This is a genomic window from Mycobacterium sp. WMMD1722 (genome assembly GCF_049315205.1).
Classification (GTDB): domain Bacteria; phylum Actinomycetota; class Actinomycetes; order Mycobacteriales; family Mycobacteriaceae; genus Mycobacterium.
The window spans coordinates 1,284,172-1,303,515 of record NZ_CP186056.1 but is presented as its reverse complement, the minus strand read 5'-3'; the positions used below and the strand labels follow the sequence as shown (position 1 = coordinate 1,303,515).

The following is a 19,344-nucleotide window of genomic DNA, read 5'->3' as shown; positions in this document are numbered from 1 at the left end:
CCGGGGCTACTCTCGTTCTCCGTGCCCGACCGAGCGCCCGCCCTGACACCCGCCCAGATCAGCGCCCTGGACGCCGCGCACGTGTGGCATCCCTACAGCACCATCGGCGCCGAGGCGGTGCCCCCGGTGGTGGCGATCGGGGCGAAGGGCGCCTGGATCACCGTCGTCGAGGACGATCGGCCCGTCGAGGTCCTCGACGCGATGGCGTCCTGGTGGACGGCCATCCACGGTCACGGGCACCCGGCGCTGGACGCGGCGATCCGCGCCCAGCTGGCGACCATGAACCACGTCATGTTCGGCGGGCTCACCCACGAACCGGCGGTGCGGCTGGCGCAACTGCTGGTCGAGATCACCCCGTCCGGCCTGGACACCGTCTTCTTCTCCGACTCCGGGTCGGTGTCGGTCGAGGTGGCGGTCAAGATGGCGTTGCAGTATTGGCGGGCCGCCGGGAACCCCGGCCGGACCCGGTTGATGACGTGGCGCGGCGGCTACCACGGCGACACCTTCACCCCGATGAGCGTGTGCGACCCCGACGGCGGGATGCATGAGCTGTGGAGCGACGTGCTCACCAGGCAGGTGTTCGCCCCGCCGGTGCCCGCGGACTACGACCCGGATTACGTCGCTGCTTTCGAGGCGCAGCTGGTCGAGCACCTCGATGAGCTGGCGGCCGTGATCGTCGAACCCGTCGTCCAGGGGGCCGGCGGTATGCGGTTCCACGATCCGCGGTATCTGACCGATCTGCGCGCGATCTGCGACCGCCACGGCGTGCTGCTGATCTTCGACGAGATCGCCACGGGCTTCGGCCGCACCGGCGAACTGTTCGCCGCCGACCACGTCGGGGTGCGGCCCGACATCATGTGCGTCGGCAAGGGCCTGACCGGCGGCTATCTCACGCTGGCGGCGACGCTGTGTACCGCCGAGATCGCCCAGGTGATCAGCACCGGCCAGGCCGGGGCGCTGATGCACGGGCCGACGTTCATGGCCAATGCGCTGGCCTGCGCGGTCGGCGTGGCGTCGGTGGAACTGCTGTTGGCCGGCGACTGGCGCGCCACGATCGCCGCCATCGAGGCGAGCCTGCGCGACGGGCTGGCGCCGGCGCGTTCGCTGCCGCAGGTGGCCGACGTCCGGGTGCTGGGGGCGATCGGGGTGGTCGAGATGCGCGAGCCGGTCGATATGCGCACCGCCACCGCCGCGGCGCTGCGCCACCGGGTGTGGCTGCGCCCGTTCCGCAATCTCGTCTACGTGATGCCGCCCTACATCTGCACGCCCGAGGAACTCGCGCAGATCACCTCCGCGGTCGTCGGCGTCGCCGATGCTCTAACCTGAACGGTGTTCAAGTTTCACCCAGAAGAGCTCGGAGTGCCGATGTGACGAGCGTTGATCTGTCCCCGTTGGCATGGCTCGACGAGGTCGAACAGCAGCGGCGGGCGGCCGGGTTGCGCCGATCGCTGCGGGTCCGCCCCGCCGCGGCCCACGGGCTGGATCTGGCGTCCAACGACTACCTGGGCCTGTCGGCCGACCCGCGGGTGATCGAGGGCGGTGTCGCCGCGCTGCGCACCTGGGGCGCCGGCTCCACCGGTTCGCGGCTGGTCACCGGCAACACCGAACTGCACGAGGGTTTCGAACGGGCGCTCGCGGCGTTCACCGGCACCGAGTCCGCGCTGGTCTTCTCGTCGGGCTACACCGCCAATCTCGGCGCCGTCGTCGCGCTGTCGGGTCCGGGTTCGCTGCTGGTGTCCGACGCGCGGACGCACGCCTCGCTGGTCGACGCCTGCCGGCTGTCCCGTGCCCGGGTGGCCGTCACCCCGCACAATGACGTCAGCGCCGTCGAGGCGGCGCTGGCCGCCCGTGCGGAGGACCGCGCCGTCGTCGTGACCGACTCGGTGTTCTCCGCCGACGGTGTGCTGGCCCCCCTGCGGGCACTGCACGAGGTATGCCGGCGCCACGGCGCGCTGCTCGTGGTCGACGAGGCCCACGGTCTGGGTGTGCGCGGTGCCGGGGGCCGCGGCCTGATCGACGAGGTGGGCCTGGCCGGCGCGCCGGATGTGGTGATGACGACGACGCTGTCCAAGGCGCTGGGCGCTCAGGGCGGTGTGGTGCTCGGGCCCGCCGCCGTCCGGGATCACCTGATCGACGCGGCGCGGCCGTTCATCTTCGACACCGGGCTGGCACCCGCCGCCGTCGGCGCGGCGTGGGCGGCGCTGGAGGTGCTGATCGCCGAACCCTGGCGGGCGCAGACCGTCCTCGACCACGCCGCCGCACTGGCGCGGATGTGCGGTGTCGCCGAGGCGCCGGACTCGGCCGTCGTCTCGGTCATCCTCGGTGCCCCCGAGGTCGCGCTGGCCGCGGCGGCGGGCTGCCTGGACCGTGGCGTACGCGTCGGGTGCTTCCGGCCGCCGACCGTGCCGGCCGGCACCTCCAGACTGCGGCTGACCGCCCGCGCGTCGCTGTCGGCCGACGATCTCGCCCTGGCCGAGCGGGTGCTCACCGACGTGCTCCCGGCGGCCCGCCGATGAGTGTCCTTCTCGTCACCGGCACCGACACCGGCGTCGGGAAGACCGTCGCCACCGCCGCGTTGGCCTGTGTGGCGCGGGTGGCCGGGGTCGACGTCGCGGTGTGCAAACCGGTGCAGACCGGGGTGGCCGACGGGGACGACGACCTGGTCGAGGTCGCCCGGCTGTCCGGGGTGCGCGAACTGTATCCGGGGTGGCGGTATCCCGAGCCGCTGGCGCCGGTCGCGGCCGCGGGTCGGGCCGGCGCCGCACTGCCGGCCCGCGACGACCTGCTGGGGCTGATCCGCGCCGCCGACGGGCCCGGACGGCTGGTGCTGGTCGAGGGCGCGGGCGGACTGCTGGTCGAGCTGGGGCAGGACGGCGTCACGCTGCGCGACCTCGCCGTCGATCTGGGTGCGCCGGTGCTGCTCGTCGTCGCACCGGGTCTGGGCACCCTCAACCACACCGCGCTGACGCTGGAAGCGCTGGGCGCACAACGTGTTCCGTGCGCCGGCCTGGTGATCGGCGCCTGGCCCGCCGCCCCAGGCGCGGCCGAGCAGGGCAACCGGGACGCACTGGCGGGCCTGGCGCCGCTGCGGGCCGCCCTGCCTGCCGGCTCGGCCGGCCTGTCGCCGGAGGCGTTCGAAGACCTCAGCGCCGCCGCCTTCGACCGCGAATGGATCGTGGGGCTGCGCTAGGTGGTGCATTCCGTCGAGCTGCTGTTCGATCCCGACACCGACGCCGCGGTCCGGCGGCTGTGGACCGAACTGCGTGCCGCCGGGGTCCGCAGTCAGGCCGACCACCGCTCACCGACAAACCGTCCCCACGTCACCGTCACGGTGGCCACCCAGATGGCCGACGCGGTCGACGACGCGCTGCGCCCGATCCTTGACCGGCTACCGCTCGACGGCCTGATCGGCGCCCCGATGCTGTTCGGCGGGCGCAGCCTGACCCTGGTGCGGTTGCTGGTGCCCTCGGCCGGTCTGCTGGCCCTGCACGCCGAGGTCGACCGGGTCTGCCGACCACACACTCCCGAGGGCCCGCTGCCGCACGCCGCACCGGGGCAGTGGACACCGCATGTGACCCTGGCCCGCCGGCTTCCACCGGAACAGCTCGCGGCCGCCATGGCGGTGCCGGGTATCGGCTCCGACATCGCCTGCCGAGTGACGGGTCTGCGGCACTGGGACGGCAACCAGCGCGTCGAACACCCGATCAGCTGAGCTGGAGGGCGAGTGTGCGTTGAGGACGCCGAGTGTGCGTCGTTGGCGAGAATCCGCGCCCCAGGCCGCCGTAGGTGCACCCTGGATGTCCTGCATGCACACTCGGTCGGCGCGATCGCGGAGGCGGTCTTACGTGCCGGCGCGAACCTGCACCGAGATGCCGTCGACCAGCAGACGCAACCCGAAGGCGAACCGCAGATCGGGATCGAGGCTGAGCATGGGCTGGCCGTCGGGCAGCGCACCCGCCGAATCCCATTGCCGCCGTGACTGTTCGTCGACGGTGAAGCCGAGAACGTAGTAGAGGATCGTGCGCGCGGCCGACCCGGCATGGCCGACCGGTATCCCCGCCTCGGCCGCCGCGTCGTCGAGCTGGGCGACGATCGCGTGCATCGCCACCGACTGGCCGGCTGCGAAGCTGGCCGACACCAGTTCGGCACCGTCGGTGTGCGACAGCAGCGCATCGCGCAACCGGATGCAGAGGCGTTCGATGCGGGCGCTCCAGTCCCCCTCCACGGGGCCGACGGGTTCGAGGATCCGATCGGCGACCGCCCCGAGGAGCTCCTGCTTGTTGGCGACATGCCAGTACAGCGCGCCGGGGGTGACGTTGAGCTCGCGCGCGAGCCGGCGCATCGTCAGATCGGCGATGCCGTAGTCATCGAGGATCGCGGTGGCCGCATCGATCACATCTCGTTTGTGCAGCTGCACTGGGCTACCTTAACCTGAACACCGTTCAAGTCGCGATGAGCGCTTGCGCGACGAGCAGACGGACTGGCGAGGAGATCGGGTGAGCGACATTCTGGCGGTGGCACGCGAGCAGGTGCTGGAGCGCGGGGAGGGTCTGAACCAGGAGCAGACGCTGCAGGTCCTGCAGTTGCCCGACGACCGGCTCGACGAGCTGCTGGCGCTGGCCCACGAGGTGCGGATGGCGCACTGCGGCCCCGACGTCGAGGTCGAGGGCATCATCAGCCTCAAGACCGGCGGATGCCCCGAGGACTGTCACTTCTGTTCCCAGTCCGGTCTGTTCGCCTCGCCGGTGCGCAGCGCCTGGCTCGACATCCCCAGCCTGGTGGAGGCCGCCAAGCAGACCGCCAAGAGCGGCGCCAGTGAATTCTGCATCGTCGCCGCGGTCCGCGGTCCGGACGAGCGGCTGCTCGCGCAGGTCGCCGCCGGCATCGAGGCGATCCGCAACGAGGTCGACATCCAGATCGCCTGTTCGCTGGGCATGCTCACCCAGGAACAGGTCGACCGGCTCAAGGACATGGGCGTCCACCGCTACAACCACAACCTGGAGACGGCGCGCTCGTTCTTCACCAATGTGGTGACCACCCACTCGTGGGAAGAGCGGTGGGAAACCCTGCAGATGGTGCGTGAGGCCGGTATGGAGGTCTGCTGCGGCGGCATCCTGGGCATGGGCGAAACCCTGGAACAGCGTGCCGAATTCGCCGCGAACCTGGCCGAACTCGATCCGCACGAGGTGCCCCTGAACTTCCTCAACCCGCGTCCGGGCACACCGTTCGGCGACCTGGAGGTGCTGCCGGCGGCCGAGGCGCTCAAGGCGGTGGCCGCTTTCCGTCTCGCCCTGCCCCGCACCATGTTGCGCTTCGCCGGCGGTCGGGAGATCACCCTCGGCGATCTCGGCGCCAAGAAGGGCATCCTCGGCGGTATCAACGCCGTCATCGTCGGCAATTACCTGACCACGCTGGGCCGCCCGGCCGAGGCCGATCTCGAGCTGCTCGACGACCTCCAGATGCCGATCAAGGCGCTCAACGCGACGCTGTAGGAAGCGAATATGGCGTTCAACGTCTACACCGGGGAAGCCGACGGCACACCGGTGCCGACCGCCGCGCAGCTGGGGCTCGAACCGCCACGGTTCTGCGCCGAGTGCGGCCGCCGTATGGTGGTGCAGGTCCGTCCCGACGGCTGGTGGGCGAAGTGTTCGCGCCACGGTGTGATCGATTCGAAGGATCTGGAGACTCAGCGGTGAAAGAATTTGCGGCGCCGGGCATCTCGCATCGCCGCGCGGCACTGGCGATCGTGGCGGCGCTGACCGTCGCCGGCGCCGCGGTCGGTGCGCTGTGGACGCTGCTGGCTCCGCCCATCCACGGGGTGGTGGCGCTGACCCGATCGGGGGATCGGGCGAAGGCGTATCTGGGTGCCGAGGCCGACCACTTCTTCACCGCCGCGTTCATGCTCACCGGGATGCTGCTGGTGCTGGCCGTGGTGGCCGCCGTCGCGGTCTGGCAGTGGCGTGCCCATCGCGGACCCGTGCTCGCGGCCGCCCTGGCGGCCGGATGTACAGCGGCCGCCGGCGCCGCGGCCGGTGTCGGGGCCGCGCTGGCACACCTGCGCTACGGAGCGATCGACGTGGCGGCCGCTCCGGTCAGCCCGGAGAACCGGGTGCACTACGTCGTGGAGGCACCCGCGGTCTTCTTCGGGCAGACGCCGCTGCAGATCGTGACGTTCATCCTGTTCCCGGCGGCGATCGCGGCGCTGATCTACGGGCTGTGCGCGGTCTCCACGCCGCGGGACGATCTTGGGGCGTGGCCGCCTGTCGAGACCGCCGGTCTCAGCGGTCGAACAGTGACAGCGGGCGGCGTTCCACCCGTCGTCCCGTCGCCACCTTCGCCGTGATCACCATGAGCCGGGCCATCCCGCGGTAGGTCGACGGGTTCAGCAGCGTCGGCCAGGTGGTGCGGGTGATGTGCTCGCGCAGCGGCCGACCGGCGAATCGATCGCGCAGCCACCGCAGCGTCATCGGGGCCGACATGGGGTGCAGCAGCATGTGTTCGCTGAACAGGTCTCGGTGGTAGGTGACGCTGGCCCCGCCGCTGGTGTAGGTCTCGGCCAGCGCGTCGATGTCGTCGACCGAGACGATGCGGTCGTGCACGGCCTGCACCAGCAGTACCGGCGGGGCCGGGATCGCGGTGCCGAGTTTGATCCGGTCGAAGACCGCCTGCACCTCGGGGGTCTGCAGGATTTCCTCGAGCGGACGGTCCACCAGTTTGCCCATGTCCATGCCGACCCAGCGCAGCACGGCGTGTGCGGTGGTCATCTTCTGGATGCGCAGCAACATGGCCTTGCCGGTGTCGGTCGCATGTTCCTGGATGACCCGGTCGAGGTCGGGATAGGTATGGGTCAGTGCGGCCACCACCATGGCCGGCAGACCGGAGCACACGCTGCCGTTGAGGCGGCGGAACGCGTGCCCCAGATCGGCGACTGGCGATCCGAGGACCGCGCCGACGATGTCGAGCTCGGGGGCATAGCTGCCGGCCATCTCGGCGGCCCACGCCGTGGCCAGGCCGCCACCCGAGTATCCCCACAGGCCGACGGGTGCTTGCTCGGACAGCGCCAGGCGCTCGCAGTTCATCGCCGCGCGGATGCCGTCGAGAATGTGGTAACCGGGTTCGAAGGGCGCACCCCACATGCCCTGCACACCCTCGTGGTCGGGTACCGACACCGCCCAGCCCTCGGCGAGCGCCGCGGCGATCAGCAGGAATTCGATCTGAGCGAGGGCGCCGACGGCCCGCGCACCCCGGCGCAGCGCATACGACGGGAAGCACCGCCCGGCCACCGCGTCGATCGCGCACTGATAGGACACGATCGGACACGGGCGGCGGGAATCCCGCTCGGTCGGCACGACGACTGTGGTGACGGTGGCGTGCGGATCGCCGTTGAAGTCGGTGGTCCGGTACAGCAGCTGGGTGGCGGTGAACTTCTGCCGGATCAGGCCCATGAACGCCAGCTCGACGTTGCGCGAGCGCAGGATCGTTCCCGGTCGGGCATGTTCGAATCCGGGGGGTGGCTCGTAGAACGGGTCCTTGGCCGGTACGGCGGGGCGGGCACCTGCGGGAACGTCCTCGTGAAGCGGCTGGCCGATCCACTCGGCGCCGGTTTCCCGCGCCACGTTGCCCAAGTCCATCCCGACATTGTTACTTAAGGGCTCCCTAAGAAGCCAGCCGACTCACCCGGGCGGACGCAACGCGGCGAATTCGTCGGTGACCCGGTAGCGCGATTCGATGAACCGGAACAGCGCCGGCGGCCGGCCCCCGCTGCGGCCCGATCGAGCGGTCGACCCGGTGCGGGTGATCACCTGGCGGCGTTCCAGCACGCGCTGCAGATTGGTGGCGTCGACCTGGTAGCCGAGTGCGGCTTCGTAGATGTCACGCAGCGAGGAGAGCGCGAATTCGTCGGGGCTGAGAGCGAATCCGATGTTGGTGTAGGACAGCTTGGCGGCCAGCCTGGTGTGCGCGTGCTCGACCATGGGGCGGTGGTCGAACGCCATGTCGGGCAGTTCGGCGACCGGGTGCCAGCGGGTGTCGGCGGGCAGAGCCGGGGTGGCGGGGGAGGGCACCAGCCCGAGGAAGGTCGACGCGATGGTGCGGGTGCCCGGCACGCGATGCGGGTCGGAGAACACCGCGAGTTGTTCGAGGTGGGCCACTTCGCGCAGGTCCACCTTCTCGGCGAGTTGCCGCCGGACCGACGCCGTCAGGTCCTCGTCGTCGCCGAGTCGCCCGCCTGGCAGTGACCACCTGCCACGCTCGGGGTCCAGCGCCCGTTGCCACAACAGCACGTGCAGCCCGGCCGTCCCGGTGTCGGCCGGACCGTCGAGTCCGCGGACCTGGAACACGACGGCGAGCACTTCGTGCGCGGTGTTAGGATGAGGCATGTTTTCGATTCTAAGTCGAAAACCGGATCGAGACCAAGGAGCCTCCCGTGACGGTGCTTGAGAACGCCTTCGCCCAGGTGGCGCCCACCGAGGAGTGGGCGGCCGAGGTTCGCCGGCTGGCCCGTCTGCGCGGGGCGACCGTGCTGGCCCACAACTACCAGCTGCCGGCCATTCAGGACGTCGCCGACCATGTCGGCGATTCGTTGGCGCTGTCACGTATCGCTGCCGAGGCGTCGGAGGACACCATCGTGTTCTGCGGGGTGCACTTCATGGCGGAGACGGCCAAGATCCTCTCGCCGGACAAGACCGTGCTGATCCCCGACGCCCGGGCGGGCTGTTCACTGGCCGACTCCATCACCGCCGAGGACCTGCGGGCCTGGAAGGACGAGTACCCGGACGCGGTGGTGGTGTCCTACGTCAACACCACCGCCGCGGTGAAGGCGTTGACCGACATCTGCTGCACATCGAGCAATGCCGTCGACGTGGTGGCGTCCATCCCGGCCGACCGGGAGGTGCTGTTCTGCCCCGACCAGTTCCTGGGTGCGCACGTGCGCCGGGTCACCGGGCGGACCAATATGCAGATCTGGGCCGGCGAATGCCATGTCCACGCCGGGATCAACGGCGACGAGCTCGCCGATCAGGCCCGTGCGCACCCGGACGCCGAGCTGTACGTGCATCCCGAGTGTGGATGCGCGACGTCGGCGCTGTACCTGGCCGGTGAGGGCGCGTTCCCGCAAGACCGGGTCAAGATCCTCTCGACCGGTGGCATGCTCGACGCCGCCCGGGAGACGCACGCGCGCCAGGTGCTGGTGGCCACCGAGGTCGGCATGCTGCACCAACTGCGCCGCGCCGCCCCCGAAGTGGACTTCCAGGCCGTCAACGACCGCGCCTCCTGCCGGTACATGAAGATGATCACGCCGGGTGCGCTGCTGCGCAGCCTCACCGACGGCACCGATGAAGTCGACGTCGACCCGGAGACCGCCCGCCTGGCGCGACGCAGCGTGCAGCGGATGATCGAGATCGGACAACCCGGAGGCGGCGAATGACCGCCGGCGTGGCCTGTGGCGGCGCCGGATTCTGGCAGCAACGCGCCGATGTCGTCGTCATCGGCACCGGCGTGGCCGGTCTGGTCGCGGCACTGGCCGCCCATCGGCGCGGCGCCCGCGTCGTCGTGCTGAGCAAGGCCGGTGAGACCGCAACCGGCTACGCTCAGGGCGGAATCGCCGTGGTGCTGCCCGACGGGGACGATTCGGTCGAGGCGCACGTCGCCGACACCCTGGCCGCCGGGGGCGGTCTCTGCGACGCCGATGCGGTGCGGTCGATCGTCGCCGACGGTCACCGTGCGGTGTGTGACCTCGTCGGGGCCGGCGCCCGCTTCGACCGGGCCGGTGCGGGGTGGGCGCTCACCCGCGAAGGCGGTCACACCCGCAGGCGTGTCATCCATGCCGGCGGTGACGCGACCGGCGCCGAGGTGCAGCGCGCGCTCGACGCAGCGGCGCAGCGGCTGGACATCCGTCGCCAGCACACCGCCGTGCAGGTGCTGCACGACGGCGCGGCGGCCACCGGCGTATTCGTCCTCACCGACGACGGTCCGGGGCTCGTGCACGCCCCGTCGGTCGTGCTGGCCACCGGCGGACTGGGACATCTGTTCGCCGCGACCACCAATCCGGAGGGTTCGACGGGGGACGGGATCGCGCTGGCACTCGACGCCGGGGTGGCGGTCAGCGACCTGGAGTTCATCCAGTTCCATCCGACGATGCTCTTCGACGGGTTCGGGGGCCGGCGGCCGTTGATCACCGAGGCACTGCGCGGCGAGGGCGCGACCCTGGTGGACCGGCAGGGGATTTCGGTGATGGACGGTGTGCACCCGATGGGCGATCTCGCCCCGCGCGACGTCGTCGCGGCCGCGATCGAGGCCCGGTTGCGGGCCACCGGCGACGCCTGCGTCCACCTCGACGCCCGGCACGTGCCCGATCTGGCGCGGCGGTTTCCGACGGTGACGGCGGCGTGTCTGCGGGCGGGCATCGATCCCACCCGCACGCCGATCCCGGTCCGGCCGGGTGCGCACTACAGCTGCGGTGGCGTGGTCACCGACACCGCCGGCCGCACCGAACTGCCCGGTCTGTTCGCCGCCGGCGAGGTGGCCCGCACCGGGATGCACGGCGCCAACCGGCTGGCGTCCAACAGCCTGCTCGAAGGGCTCGTCGTCGGTGAACGGGCCGGCCGGGCCGCGGCCGCACACGCGCAGGACGCCGGACCGTCGCGGGCGCGACCCGTCGACCCGTCGCGCCGTCCCACGCTGGCGCGCGCCGACCTGCAGAACGCCATGAGTCGCCACGCCTCGGTCGTGCGCGACGCGGCCGGCCTGCGCGCACTCACCGGTCTGCTCGAGGCCGCCCCGCGCCGCAACGTCGCAACCCGTCGCGACGTCGAGGACGCGGCACTGACCGTCACGGCACAGGCCGTCGCCGCCGCAGCCGCCCATCGCACCGAATCGCGCGGTGCTCACCACCGGGCCGACCATCCCGGGGCCGATCCGGCGCAGGCGGTCAGCACCGCGATCGTCCTGGATGACCGGCACACCGTACGGATGAGGGTGGACGCATGCTGCTGACGCGCCTGACCGATCTCGAACTCGCCGAGGCGCGGGCCACCGTCGCGCGTGCGCTCGACGAGGATCTGCGCTACGGACCCGATGTCACCACCGCGGCGACAGTGCCCGACGATGCGCACACCACCGCGTCGATGATCACCCGCGAGCCCGGCGTCATCGCCGGTGTCGAATTGGCCACCCTCGTCCTCGACGAGGTGATCGGCGCCGACGGCTACCGGGTGATCCACCGGGTCGACGACGGCGCGCGGCTCGATGCCGGCGACGCACTGCTGACGCTGGAGGGCCCGACCCGGGGTCTGTTGACCGCCGAACGGACCATGCTCAATCTGATCTGCCATCTGTCGGGTATCGCGACCGCGACCGCGGCGTGGGTGGCAGCCGTGTCCGGCACACCCACCGCGATCCGCGACACCCGCAAGACGCTGCCGGGGCTGCGGCTGCTGCAGAAATACGCCGTCCGGGTGGGCGGTGGACAGAACCACCGGATGGGGCTCGGGGACGCCGCCCTGATCAAGGACAACCACGTCGCCGCGGCGGGCGGGGTGGGTGCGGCACTGCGCGCGGTCCGCGCCGCCGCCCCCGGGCTGCCCTGCGAGGTCGAGGTCGATTCGCTCGAGCAGCTCGACGAGATCCTCGGCGAGGGGGTGGAACTGATTCTGCTGGACAACTTCCCGGTGTGGCAGACCCAGATCGCGGTGCAGCGCCGCGATACCCGCGCCCCCCAGGTGAAGCTGGAGTCCTCGGGCGGGCTGACGCTGGCGTCCGCTGCCGACTACGCCGGCACCGGCGTGGATTATCTGGCCGTGGGTGCGCTGACCCACTCGGTGCGGGTGCTCGACGTCGGCCTGGACGTCTAGTCCGGCCAGCGCGTGCGCAAAGACGGCGCGGTCCACAGCGGCCACCGGGGCGATCCGACGACGACTCCGCCGGTGAATCGCGCGACCACCCGCGGCCCGGCGTGCCCACTGTTGTCGTAGACCGTCGCGCTGTCGGCCACGACGATCGCGCGGGCCACGAGGTCCCAGAGCCGGCGGTGCCGCTCGCGGATCCTGTCCTCGGCGACGCGGTGCCCGCCGGCGCGCACCCGGTGGACGACGCGCTGGACGGCGAGGTCCTCGGGGATCGCCACCACGTGCAGGACCACGACGTAGCCCTGCGCGTGGGCCTCGTCGAGGAGGGCGAGCTTGGACGGGTGGGAGAACACCGTCTCGGCGATGAACGAGGTGCCCGAGGCGATCAGCGCCGACCGGGTCGCTGCGGCGACCCGGGCAGCCTCGTAAGAGAGGGCTTCCGCGTCGTCCGGCCAACGCTGGCGGGCGATCTCATCGGCGTTGACGAACGGGCTGCGGGGCAGCAACGGACCAAGGGTCAGCGCGACGAAGGTCGACTTTCCGGCGCCGTTGGGGCCGACGACCAGGTCAAGCCGTTTCACTCCTCGCCGAGGACGACCGTCGAGCCGTCGGGACGGTGTTCGACGATTCGGCCGGCGTCGTCCAGGGCGACCGTGGTGACGCCGCGGTCGGCGAGCATCCGTCCGTAGTGGGTCACCGCCAGCTGTTCGTCGATCGCCGCCGACAGTTCGGCGTCGAAGACGACGCCCTCTTCCGGCCCGAGTGTCGCCAGATCGGCTTCCCCGGCCAGAGCGGCCTCGACCCGGCGGCGGGCGGCGGTCTGGTGGCTCGACACCGCCCGCCCGACCCGCGCCCAGTGGTCGAGCTGTTGTTTGGCCGAGCGGCTCTGCCGGGCGCCCTCGGCCGCCGCGCTCTCGATCAGATCGGCCGCGACCCGGGTCACCCGGTCGGTCACACCGGTCATGGCCCCACCTCCGTAGCAGACTGCTACACGTGTAGCAGTCTGCAACCCATGCTACGCCGCAGCCGGGCCGCGGCGCACCAGCGACAGCACGATCGCGGCGGTGGCGAACAGGCCCGAGAACGTCCGGTTGAGCAGCGTCTGCTGACGCGGGGTGTTGAGCCAGCCCACCAGGCGCACCGACAGGCCGGTGTAGAGACCCATCACCACCAGGTCCACCGCGGTCATGGTCACCCCGATCGCCAGGTACTGCGGTAGCAGCGGTGCGGTCGGCACCACGAACTGGGGCAGGACCGCCAGGAAGAACACCAGACCCTTCGGATTGGTGGCGTTGACCAGGAACCCGCGGACCAGCAGGGCCACCCGGCCGCCGGGTACCGCGCGCCCGACCTGGGCCCGCAGATCCACCGGCGCGGCCCGCCACTGCCGCACCGCCAGATACCCCAGATACGCCACCCCGACCCACTTGATGACGTGGAACGCCAGGATGGAGTTCGCCACCGCCGCCCCGAGTCCCAGCGCCACCAGGGTCAACTGCAGCATCAGCCCGATCTCGAGGCCGGCGATGCTCCAATAGCCGCGCCGCACCCCGTGGCTCAGACCGGTGGCCATCGACTGCACCGCACCCGCACCGGGAGACACCGCGATCGCAACCGCGGCGCCGAGGAACGCCAGCCATACCTGCCACGCCATGGGAGGAAGTGTGTCAGTCGGCCGGGGTCAGGCGATGTCGGCGACGAACACCGCGATGCTGCGGGCCTGACGCTTGGCGAACGACGGCAGCGCGGTGACGTCGCGGCCGTTCGGGACGATCCGCGGATTCACGATGTGCACTTCGTCACCCGACATCGTCACGTCGGCCTGACCCGCGGCCAGCGCGTTGCGGGCCCAATCGGTCATCCCGTGGCCGAGCACGACGGCCAGCTGGCCGTTCCTGCGGTACGCGGTGACCGGCGTCTGATACTGCTTGCCGGAGCTCCTACCAGTGTGTTTGAACAGGGCAAGGCCGGGAATGCGGCCCGCCAGCGGCCTGATCAGCGGGTTGAAGTACCGGATCTGCAGCCGGTCCAGCCACTGCGGGAACATCGTCGGCAGCTCTGACTCCCGTGCGTTCACGTCGCCTCCAATTCGATTTGGCCTGCTCTGGGAGAATGGACAGCGTGAATGTATCGCCGGTGGCCGGCAAGGTCACCATGTCCCGCATCGACCTCCGCGGCACCACGCTGTCCGCGGCGCACTTGCGGTCGGTGCTGCCGCGCGGCGGGGTGGACGTCGACGCGGTGGTGCCCAAGGTCCGTCCCATCGTCGATGCGGTCGCCGAGCGGGGCGCCGAGGCGGCGCTGGAGTACGGCGCAGCGTTCGACGGGATCCGCCCGGACACCATCCGGGTCCCCGCGGATCGGTTGGCCGCCGCGCTGGCCGCCCTGGACCCCGAGGTCCGCACCGCGCTGGAGGTGGCCATCGAGCGGGCCCGCGCGGTCCACGCCGACCAGCGTCGCACCGACACCACCACGACGCTGGCGCCCGGGGCGACGGTCACCGAACGCTGGGTGCCGGTCGAGCGGGTCGGTCTCTATGTGCCGGGCGGTAACGCCGTCTATCCCTCGAGCGTGGTGATGAACGTGGTGCCGGCGCAGACCGCCGGTGTCGACTCGCTGGTGATCGCCAGCCCGCCCCAGGCCGACCACGGCGGCCTTCCCCATCCGACCATCCTGGCCGCCGCCGCCCTGCTCGGTGTGGCGGAGGTGTGGGCCGTCGGTGGCGCCCAGTCGGTCGCCCTGCTCGCCTATGGCGGTACGGATACCGATGGCGCCGAACTGGCACCGGTCGACATGATCACCGGACCGGGCAACATCTACGTCACCGCCGCCAAACGCATCTGCCGTTCGGCGGTCGGTATCGACGCCGAGGCCGGGCCGACCGAGATCGCGATCCTGGCCGACCACACCGCCGATCCGGTGCACGTCGCAGCCGATCTGATCAGCCAGGCCGAGCATGACGAGATGGCCGCCAGCGTGCTGGTCACCACCAGTGCGGAGCTGGCCGACGCCACCGACGCCGAACTGGCCGCGCAGCTGGCGACGACGGTGCACCAACAGCGCGTCGGGGTGGCCCTTTCGGGCAAGCAGTCGGCCATCGTGCTGGTCGACGATCTCGCGACCGGCATCCGCGTCGTGAACGCCTATGCCGCAGAGCATCTGGAAATTCAGACCGTCGACGCTGCCGCCGTCGCCGGCCGGATCCGGTCGGCCGGTGCGATCTTCGTCGGCGCCTATTCGCCGGTCAGTCTGGGCGACTACTGCGCGGGTTCCAATCACGTGTTGCCCACCGCAGGGTGTGCGCGCCACTCGAGCGGCCTGTCGGTGCAGACGTTCCTGCGCGGCATCCACGTCGTGGACTACACCGAGGCGGCGCTCAAAGAGGTGTCGGGCCACGTGATCACGCTGTCGAAGGCCGAGAATCTGCCCGCCCACGGCGAGGCGGTCCGGCGGAGGTTCGCCCGATGAGCGTGGGACAGCGCATCAGCCTTGCCGATCTGCCACTGCGGGACGATCTGCGTGGCAAGTCGCCCTACGGCGCCCCGCAGCTGACGGTGCCGGTCCGGTTGAACACCAACGAGAATCCGCACCCGCCGAGCCGGGCTCTCGTCGAGGACGTCGCCCGTTCGGTGGCCGAGGTGGCCGCCGAACTGCATCGCTATCCCGACCGGGATGCGGTGGCCCTGCGCAGCGATCTGGCCGACTATCTCAACCTGCAGACCGGCGTCGACATCGGTGTCGAGAATGTCTGGGCGGCGAACGGTTCCAACGAGATCCTGCAGCAGCTGCTACAGGCGTTCGGCGGTCCGGGACGCACCGCGATCGGCTTCGTGCCCTCGTATTCGATGCACCCGATCATCGCCGACGGCACCCGCACCGAATGGCTGCAGACCACCCGCTCGCAGGACTTCACCCTCGATATCGAGGCCTCGGTCCGGGCGATCGCCGAACGTCGGCCCGACATCGTGTTCGTCACCAGCCCCAACAACCCGACGGGGCAGAGCGTTTCGCGCGACGAGCTGCGCCGGCTGCTCGACGCCATGCAGACGGGCATCCTGATCCTCGACGAGGCCTACGGTGAATTCTCCGCGCAGCCCAGCGGCGTCGGGCTCATCGACGAGTATCCGGACCGGCTGGTGGTCAGCCGCACCATGAGCAAGGCGTTCGCCTTCGCCGGCGGACGGCTCGGTTATCTGGTGGCCGCCCCCGCGGTGATCGACGCGCTGCTGCTGGTCCGCCTGCCCTACCACCTGTCGGCGATCACCCAGGCCGCGGCCCGGGCCGCGCTGCGGCACGCCGACGACACGCTGGCCAGCGTGGCGACCCTGGCCGCGGAACGCGACCGGGTGGTGAACGGATTGTGCCAGTTCGGCTTTCGGGTCATCCCCAGCGACGCCAACTTCATCCTGTTCGGCGAATTCGCCGACGCAGCGGCGACCTGGCAGCACTACCTGGACCAGGGCATCCTCATCCGCGACGTCGGCATCGCGGGTTTCCTGCGCGCCACCATCGGGCTGGCCGAGGAGAACGATGCGCTGCTCGCCGCCTCCGCCCGCCTCGCCGAGACCGAACTCCAGACCCTAGGAGCCTCATGACCGACATGCTGACCGGCACCCGCCGAGCCCGCGTGGAACGCAAGACCAAGGAGTCCGACATCGTCGTCGAACTCGACCTCGACGGCACCGGTGTCGTCGACATCGCCACGGGCGTTCCGTTCTTCGATCACATGCTCACCTCGCTGGGCAGCCACGCCAGCTTCGACCTCACCGTGCACGCCGCGGGTGACGTGGAGATCGAGGGCCACCACACCGTTGAGGACACCGCGATCGTGTTGGGTCAGGCGCTCGGCGAGGCGCTGGGCGACAAGAAGGGGATCCGCCGCTTCGGCGATGCCTTCATCCCGATGGACGAGACGCTCGCGCACGCCGCCGTCGACGTCTCCGGCCGGCCCTACTTCGTGCACACCGGCGAGCCGGACTTCATGGTCGAGTTCACCATCGCCGGTTCCAGCGCTCCGTACCACACCGTGATCAACCGGCATGTGTTCGAATCGCTGGCGTTCAACGCACGGATCGCCCTGCACGTCCGCACGCTGTACGGCCGGGATCCGCACCACATCACCGAGGCGCAGTACAAGGCGGTGGCCCGCGCGCTGCGCCAGGCCGTCGAACTCGATCCGCGCGTCACCGGCATCCCCTCGACCAAGGGCAGCCTGTAGACGTGGGCAGGTCGAAGAAAGTCACGGTGCTCGACTACGGCTCGGGCAACCTCCGTTCGGCGCAGCGCGCGCTGATGCGCACCGGCGCCGACGTCGAGGTGACCGCGGACGCGGACGCCGCGCTGAACGCCGACGGGCTGGTGGTGCCGGGGGTCGGTGCGTTCGAGGCCTGTATGGCCGGGCTGCGCGAAGTCGGCGGGGACAAGATCGTTGCCGAGCGGGTGGCGGCCGGGCGGCCGGTGCTCGGAGTGTGTGTCGGGATGCAGATCCTGTTCGCCCGTGGGGTGGAGTTCGGCGTGGAGACCGCCGGCTGCGGGCAGTGGCCCGGCTCGGTGGTGCGTCTGGACGCCCCGGTGATCCCGCACATGGGCTGGAATCTCGTCGACGCGCCGGCGGGTAGCACGCTGTTCCGCGGTTTGGACGCCGATACCCGCTTCTATTTCGTGCACTCCTACGCTGCCCAGCAGTGGCAGGGTCCGGACGGTGCGTTGCTGACCTGGGCCACCCATTCGGTGCCCTTCCTGGCGGCGGTGGAGGACGGACCCCTTTCGGCCACTCAGTTCCACCCGGAGAAGAGCGGGGACGCCGGCGCCGCGTTGCTGTCCAACTGGGTGGAGGCACTAGGTTGAGCACCCATGAGCGCGTGCGCGAAGAGGAGACAGCAAACGATGAGCGCGTGCGCGAAGAGGAGATCACCACAGTGTCCGATATGACGTCTCTCGTCCTCCTCCCCGCGGTGGACGTCGTCGAGGGCCGCGCGGTGCGTCTCGTCCAGGGCAAGGCGGGCAGCGAAACCGAATACGGATCGGCGCTGGACGCCGCGCTCGGCTGGCAGCGCGACGGTGCCGAATGGATCCACCTCGTCGATCTCGACGCGGCGTTCGGCCGCGGCTCCAATCGGGAGCTGCTGGCCGATGTGGTCGGCCGGCTGGACGTGAAGGTCGAGCTGTCCGGCGGCATCCGCGACGACGATTCGCTCGCCGCCGCGCTGGCCACCGGTTGCGCGCGGGTCAACATCGGCACGGCTGCGCTCGAGAATCCCCAGTGGTGCGCCGAGATCGTCGCCGAACACGGCGACCGGGTGGCCGTCGGCCTGGATGTGAAGCTCGACGCGGCCGACCCGGCGGCCGGCTACCGGCTGCGCGGCCGCGGCTGGGAGACCGACGGCGGCGATCTCTGGGAGGTGCTGGATCGTCTGGACCAGCAGGGCTGCTCACGCTACGTCGTCACCGACGTCAGCAAGGACGGCACCCTCGGCGGCCCGAACCTCGAGCTACTCGGCAGCGTGGCCGATCGCACCGATGCGCCCGTGATCGCCTCCGGCGGCGTGTCGAGCCTGGACGATCTGCTGGCCATCGCCACGCTGACAGGTCGTGGCGTCGAGGGAGCCATCGTCGGGAAAGCGCTCTACGCCGGGCGTTTCACGCTGCCGCAGGCACTCGCGGCAGTCGGGCGGTAGGGCAACAGATGGCACGCCGCGAGGTGGACCTCGAGGGTCTGGTCACCGAGGCCGCCGCGATCCTCGACGATGCCTCCGAACCCTTCATTGCCGGGCATGGCGCCGAATCGGCGGTGCAGAAGAAGGGCAACGACTTCGCGACCGAGGTGGACCTGAGTATCGAACGTCAGGTCACCGAGGCACTCACCGAACGCACCGGGATCGGGGTGCACGGTGAGGAATTCGGCGGCGAGGACATCGACGCGCCACTGGTGTGGGTGCTCGATCCGATCGACGGGACCTTCAACTACGCCGCCGGCCTGCCCACCGCGGCGATTCTGCTCGGGCTGCTCCGTGACGGCGAGCCGGTGGCCGGCCTGACCTGGTTGCCGTTCACCGACCAGCGGTACACCGCGGTGATCGGAAAACCGTTGTATGCCAACGGTGTCGAGCAACCATCGTTGAACACCGGACCGCTGTCGGACTGTGTCGTGGGCAGCGGCACCTTCAACGTCGACTCGCGCGGCCGCTTCCCCGGCCGGTGGCGGGTCGCCGTGCTGGAGCATCTGAGCCGCAAGTGCAACCGGCTGCGGATGCACGGAGCGACCGGCGTCGATCTGGCCTACGTGGCGGCCGGTGTGCTGGGCGGCGCGCTCAGCTTCGGGCATCACATCTGGGACCATGCCGCCGGTGTGGCCTTGATCCGCGCGGCCGGCGGTGTCGTCACCGACCTGGCCGGTGAGCAGTGGACCCCGGCGTCGACGTCGGTGTTGGCCGCCTCGCCGCAGGTGCACGCCGACCTGTTGGAGATCGTGCTGGCCGCCGGCGCCCCGGAGGACTACTGA

The 19,344-nt window shown here is 70.8% G+C and carries 23 protein-coding genes; 16 read left to right on the top strand and 7 right to left on the bottom strand.

What is annotated here, in order from left to right; all coding sequences use genetic code 11:
- The first annotated feature begins 21 nt into the window (after positions 1–21).
- From ACN27E_RS06090 to ACN27E_RS06075, 4 genes are read left to right on the top strand one after another with little or no spacing between them, the layout of a single operon-like run.
- Positions 22–1,326 (top strand): adenosylmethionine--8-amino-7-oxononanoate transaminase, encoded by a 1,305-nt coding sequence (locus tag ACN27E_RS06090; RefSeq protein ID WP_422747415.1) that lies wholly within the window; start codon positions 22–24, stop codon positions 1,324–1,326.
- 41 nt (positions 1,327–1,367) lie between these two features.
- Positions 1,368–2,516, top strand: coding sequence for an 8-amino-7-oxononanoate synthase (locus ACN27E_RS06085; RefSeq protein WP_422747414.1), 1,149 nt, complete (start codon positions 1,368–1,370; stop codon positions 2,514–2,516).
- Complete coding sequence (bioD, locus tag ACN27E_RS06080) at positions 2,513–3,190, top strand: dethiobiotin synthase (protein ID WP_422747412.1); 678 nt, start codon at positions 2,513–2,515, stop codon at positions 3,188–3,190. The genes ACN27E_RS06085 and bioD overlap by 4 nt, the downstream gene beginning before the upstream one ends.
- Positions 3,191–3,712 (top strand): 2'-5' RNA ligase family protein, encoded by a 522-nt coding sequence (locus tag ACN27E_RS06075; RefSeq protein WP_422747410.1) that lies wholly within the window; start codon positions 3,191–3,193, stop codon positions 3,710–3,712.
- Between the two features lie 129 nt (positions 3,713–3,841).
- On the opposite strand, the gene ACN27E_RS06070 is transcribed toward ACN27E_RS06075, so the two are convergent.
- Positions 3,842–4,417, bottom strand: coding sequence for a TetR/AcrR family transcriptional regulator C-terminal domain-containing protein (locus ACN27E_RS06070; RefSeq protein WP_422747408.1), 576 nt, complete (start codon positions 4,415–4,417; stop codon positions 3,842–3,844).
- Positions 4,418–4,496: 79 nt separating this feature from the next.
- Here ACN27E_RS06070 and bioB point away from each other — a divergent pair, with 79 nt between their 5' ends.
- From bioB to ACN27E_RS06055, 3 genes are read left to right on the top strand one after another with little or no spacing between them, the layout of a single operon-like run.
- The gene (bioB, locus tag ACN27E_RS06065) at positions 4,497–5,492 is read left to right on the top strand and encodes a biotin synthase BioB (protein WP_422747407.1); all 996 of its coding nucleotides are present in this window, start codon (positions 4,497–4,499) and stop codon (positions 5,490–5,492) included.
- Positions 5,493–5,501: 9 nt separating this feature from the next.
- Positions 5,502–5,696, top strand: coding sequence for a hypothetical protein (locus tag ACN27E_RS06060; protein WP_422747406.1), 195 nt, complete (start codon positions 5,502–5,504; stop codon positions 5,694–5,696).
- Complete coding sequence (locus ACN27E_RS06055; RefSeq protein WP_422747404.1) at positions 5,693–6,343, top strand: DUF2567 domain-containing protein; 651 nt, start codon at positions 5,693–5,695, stop codon at positions 6,341–6,343. The genes ACN27E_RS06060 and ACN27E_RS06055 overlap by 4 nt, the downstream gene beginning before the upstream one ends.
- On the opposite strand, the gene ACN27E_RS06050 is transcribed toward ACN27E_RS06055, so the two are convergent.
- Both ACN27E_RS06050 and ACN27E_RS06045 read right to left on the bottom strand, forming a co-directional pair.
- Complete coding sequence (locus tag ACN27E_RS06050) at positions 6,279–7,631, bottom strand: lipase family protein (RefSeq protein ID WP_422747402.1); 1,353 nt, start codon at positions 7,629–7,631, stop codon at positions 6,279–6,281. The two genes, ACN27E_RS06055 and ACN27E_RS06050, sit on opposite strands and share 65 nt — an antisense overlap.
- A gap of 42 nt (positions 7,632–7,673) precedes the next feature.
- Positions 7,674–8,378: an NUDIX hydrolase gene (locus ACN27E_RS06045; RefSeq protein WP_422747400.1), complete on the bottom strand. Its 705-nt coding sequence runs from the start codon at positions 8,376–8,378 to the stop codon at positions 7,674–7,676.
- A 47-nt stretch (positions 8,379–8,425) separates the two neighbouring features.
- On the opposite strand from ACN27E_RS06045, the gene nadA reads away from it, so the two are divergent.
- The 3 genes from nadA to nadC are packed head-to-tail and all read left to right on the top strand — an operon-like array spanning position 8,426 to position 11,849.
- On the top strand, positions 8,426–9,424 hold the full coding sequence (gene nadA / locus ACN27E_RS06040; RefSeq protein ID WP_422747398.1) for a quinolinate synthase NadA: 999 nt from the start codon (positions 8,426–8,428) through the stop codon (positions 9,422–9,424).
- A complete protein-coding gene (locus ACN27E_RS06035; RefSeq protein WP_422747396.1) occupies positions 9,421–10,992 on the top strand; it encodes an L-aspartate oxidase in 1,572 nt (523 codons plus the stop codon). Before nadA ends, ACN27E_RS06035 begins: the two co-directional genes overlap by 4 nt.
- Entirely contained in the window at positions 10,983–11,849 is an 867-nt protein-coding gene (gene nadC, locus ACN27E_RS06030; RefSeq protein WP_422747395.1) for a carboxylating nicotinate-nucleotide diphosphorylase, read from the top strand. The genes ACN27E_RS06035 and nadC overlap by 10 nt, the downstream gene beginning before the upstream one ends.
- Here the strand turns inward: nadC and ACN27E_RS06025 are convergent.
- The 4 genes from ACN27E_RS06025 to ACN27E_RS06010 are packed head-to-tail and all read right to left on the bottom strand — an operon-like array spanning position 11,846 to position 13,890.
- Positions 11,846–12,424: a zeta toxin family protein gene (locus ACN27E_RS06025; RefSeq protein ID WP_422747393.1), complete on the bottom strand. Its 579-nt coding sequence runs from the start codon at positions 12,422–12,424 to the stop codon at positions 11,846–11,848. The genes nadC and ACN27E_RS06025 overlap by 4 nt on opposite strands.
- Complete coding sequence (locus ACN27E_RS06020) at positions 12,421–12,807, bottom strand: TA system antitoxin ParD family protein (protein WP_422747392.1); 387 nt, start codon at positions 12,805–12,807, stop codon at positions 12,421–12,423. Before ACN27E_RS06020 ends, ACN27E_RS06025 begins: the two co-directional genes overlap by 4 nt.
- A 51-nt stretch (positions 12,808–12,858) precedes the next feature.
- Complete coding sequence (locus tag ACN27E_RS06015) at positions 12,859–13,497, bottom strand: LysE family transporter (RefSeq protein WP_422747390.1); 639 nt, start codon at positions 13,495–13,497, stop codon at positions 12,859–12,861.
- A 27-nt stretch (positions 13,498–13,524) separates the two neighbouring features.
- Positions 13,525–13,890 (bottom strand): nitroreductase family deazaflavin-dependent oxidoreductase, encoded by a 366-nt coding sequence (locus tag ACN27E_RS06010; protein WP_422749658.1) that lies wholly within the window; start codon positions 13,888–13,890, stop codon positions 13,525–13,527.
- Positions 13,891–13,997: 107 nt separating this feature from the next.
- On the opposite strand from ACN27E_RS06010, the gene hisD reads away from it, so the two are divergent.
- The 6 genes from hisD to ACN27E_RS05980 all read left to right on the top strand — a co-directional run bounded on the left by hisD (position 13,998) and on the right by ACN27E_RS05980 (position 19,344).
- Positions 13,998–15,311, top strand: coding sequence for a histidinol dehydrogenase (gene hisD, locus ACN27E_RS06005; protein WP_422749656.1), 1,314 nt, complete (start codon positions 13,998–14,000; stop codon positions 15,309–15,311).
- Positions 15,308–16,438 (top strand): histidinol-phosphate transaminase, encoded by a 1,131-nt coding sequence (locus tag ACN27E_RS06000; protein ID WP_422747388.1) that lies wholly within the window; start codon positions 15,308–15,310, stop codon positions 16,436–16,438. Before hisD ends, ACN27E_RS06000 begins: the two co-directional genes overlap by 4 nt.
- The gene (hisB, locus tag ACN27E_RS05995) at positions 16,435–17,061 is read left to right on the top strand and encodes an imidazoleglycerol-phosphate dehydratase HisB (protein WP_422747387.1); all 627 of its coding nucleotides are present in this window, start codon (positions 16,435–16,437) and stop codon (positions 17,059–17,061) included. The genes ACN27E_RS06000 and hisB overlap by 4 nt, the downstream gene beginning before the upstream one ends.
- A 2-nt stretch (positions 17,062–17,063) precedes the next feature.
- Positions 17,064–17,690 (top strand): imidazole glycerol phosphate synthase subunit HisH, encoded by a 627-nt coding sequence (gene hisH / locus ACN27E_RS05990; protein ID WP_422747385.1) that lies wholly within the window; start codon positions 17,064–17,066, stop codon positions 17,688–17,690.
- An 80-nt stretch (positions 17,691–17,770) separates the two neighbouring features.
- Positions 17,771–18,520 carry a bifunctional 1-(5-phosphoribosyl)-5-((5-phosphoribosylamino)methylideneamino)imidazole-4-carboxamide isomerase/phosphoribosylanthranilate isomerase PriA gene (gene priA, locus ACN27E_RS05985; protein ID WP_422747383.1) on the top strand — a complete coding sequence of 250 codons (750 nt, stop codon included), beginning with the start codon at positions 17,771–17,773 and terminating at the stop codon, positions 18,518–18,520.
- Positions 18,521–18,528: 8 nt separating this feature from the next.
- Positions 18,529–19,344 carry an inositol monophosphatase family protein gene (locus ACN27E_RS05980; protein WP_422747381.1) on the top strand — a complete coding sequence of 272 codons (816 nt, stop codon included), beginning with the start codon at positions 18,529–18,531 and terminating at the stop codon, positions 19,342–19,344.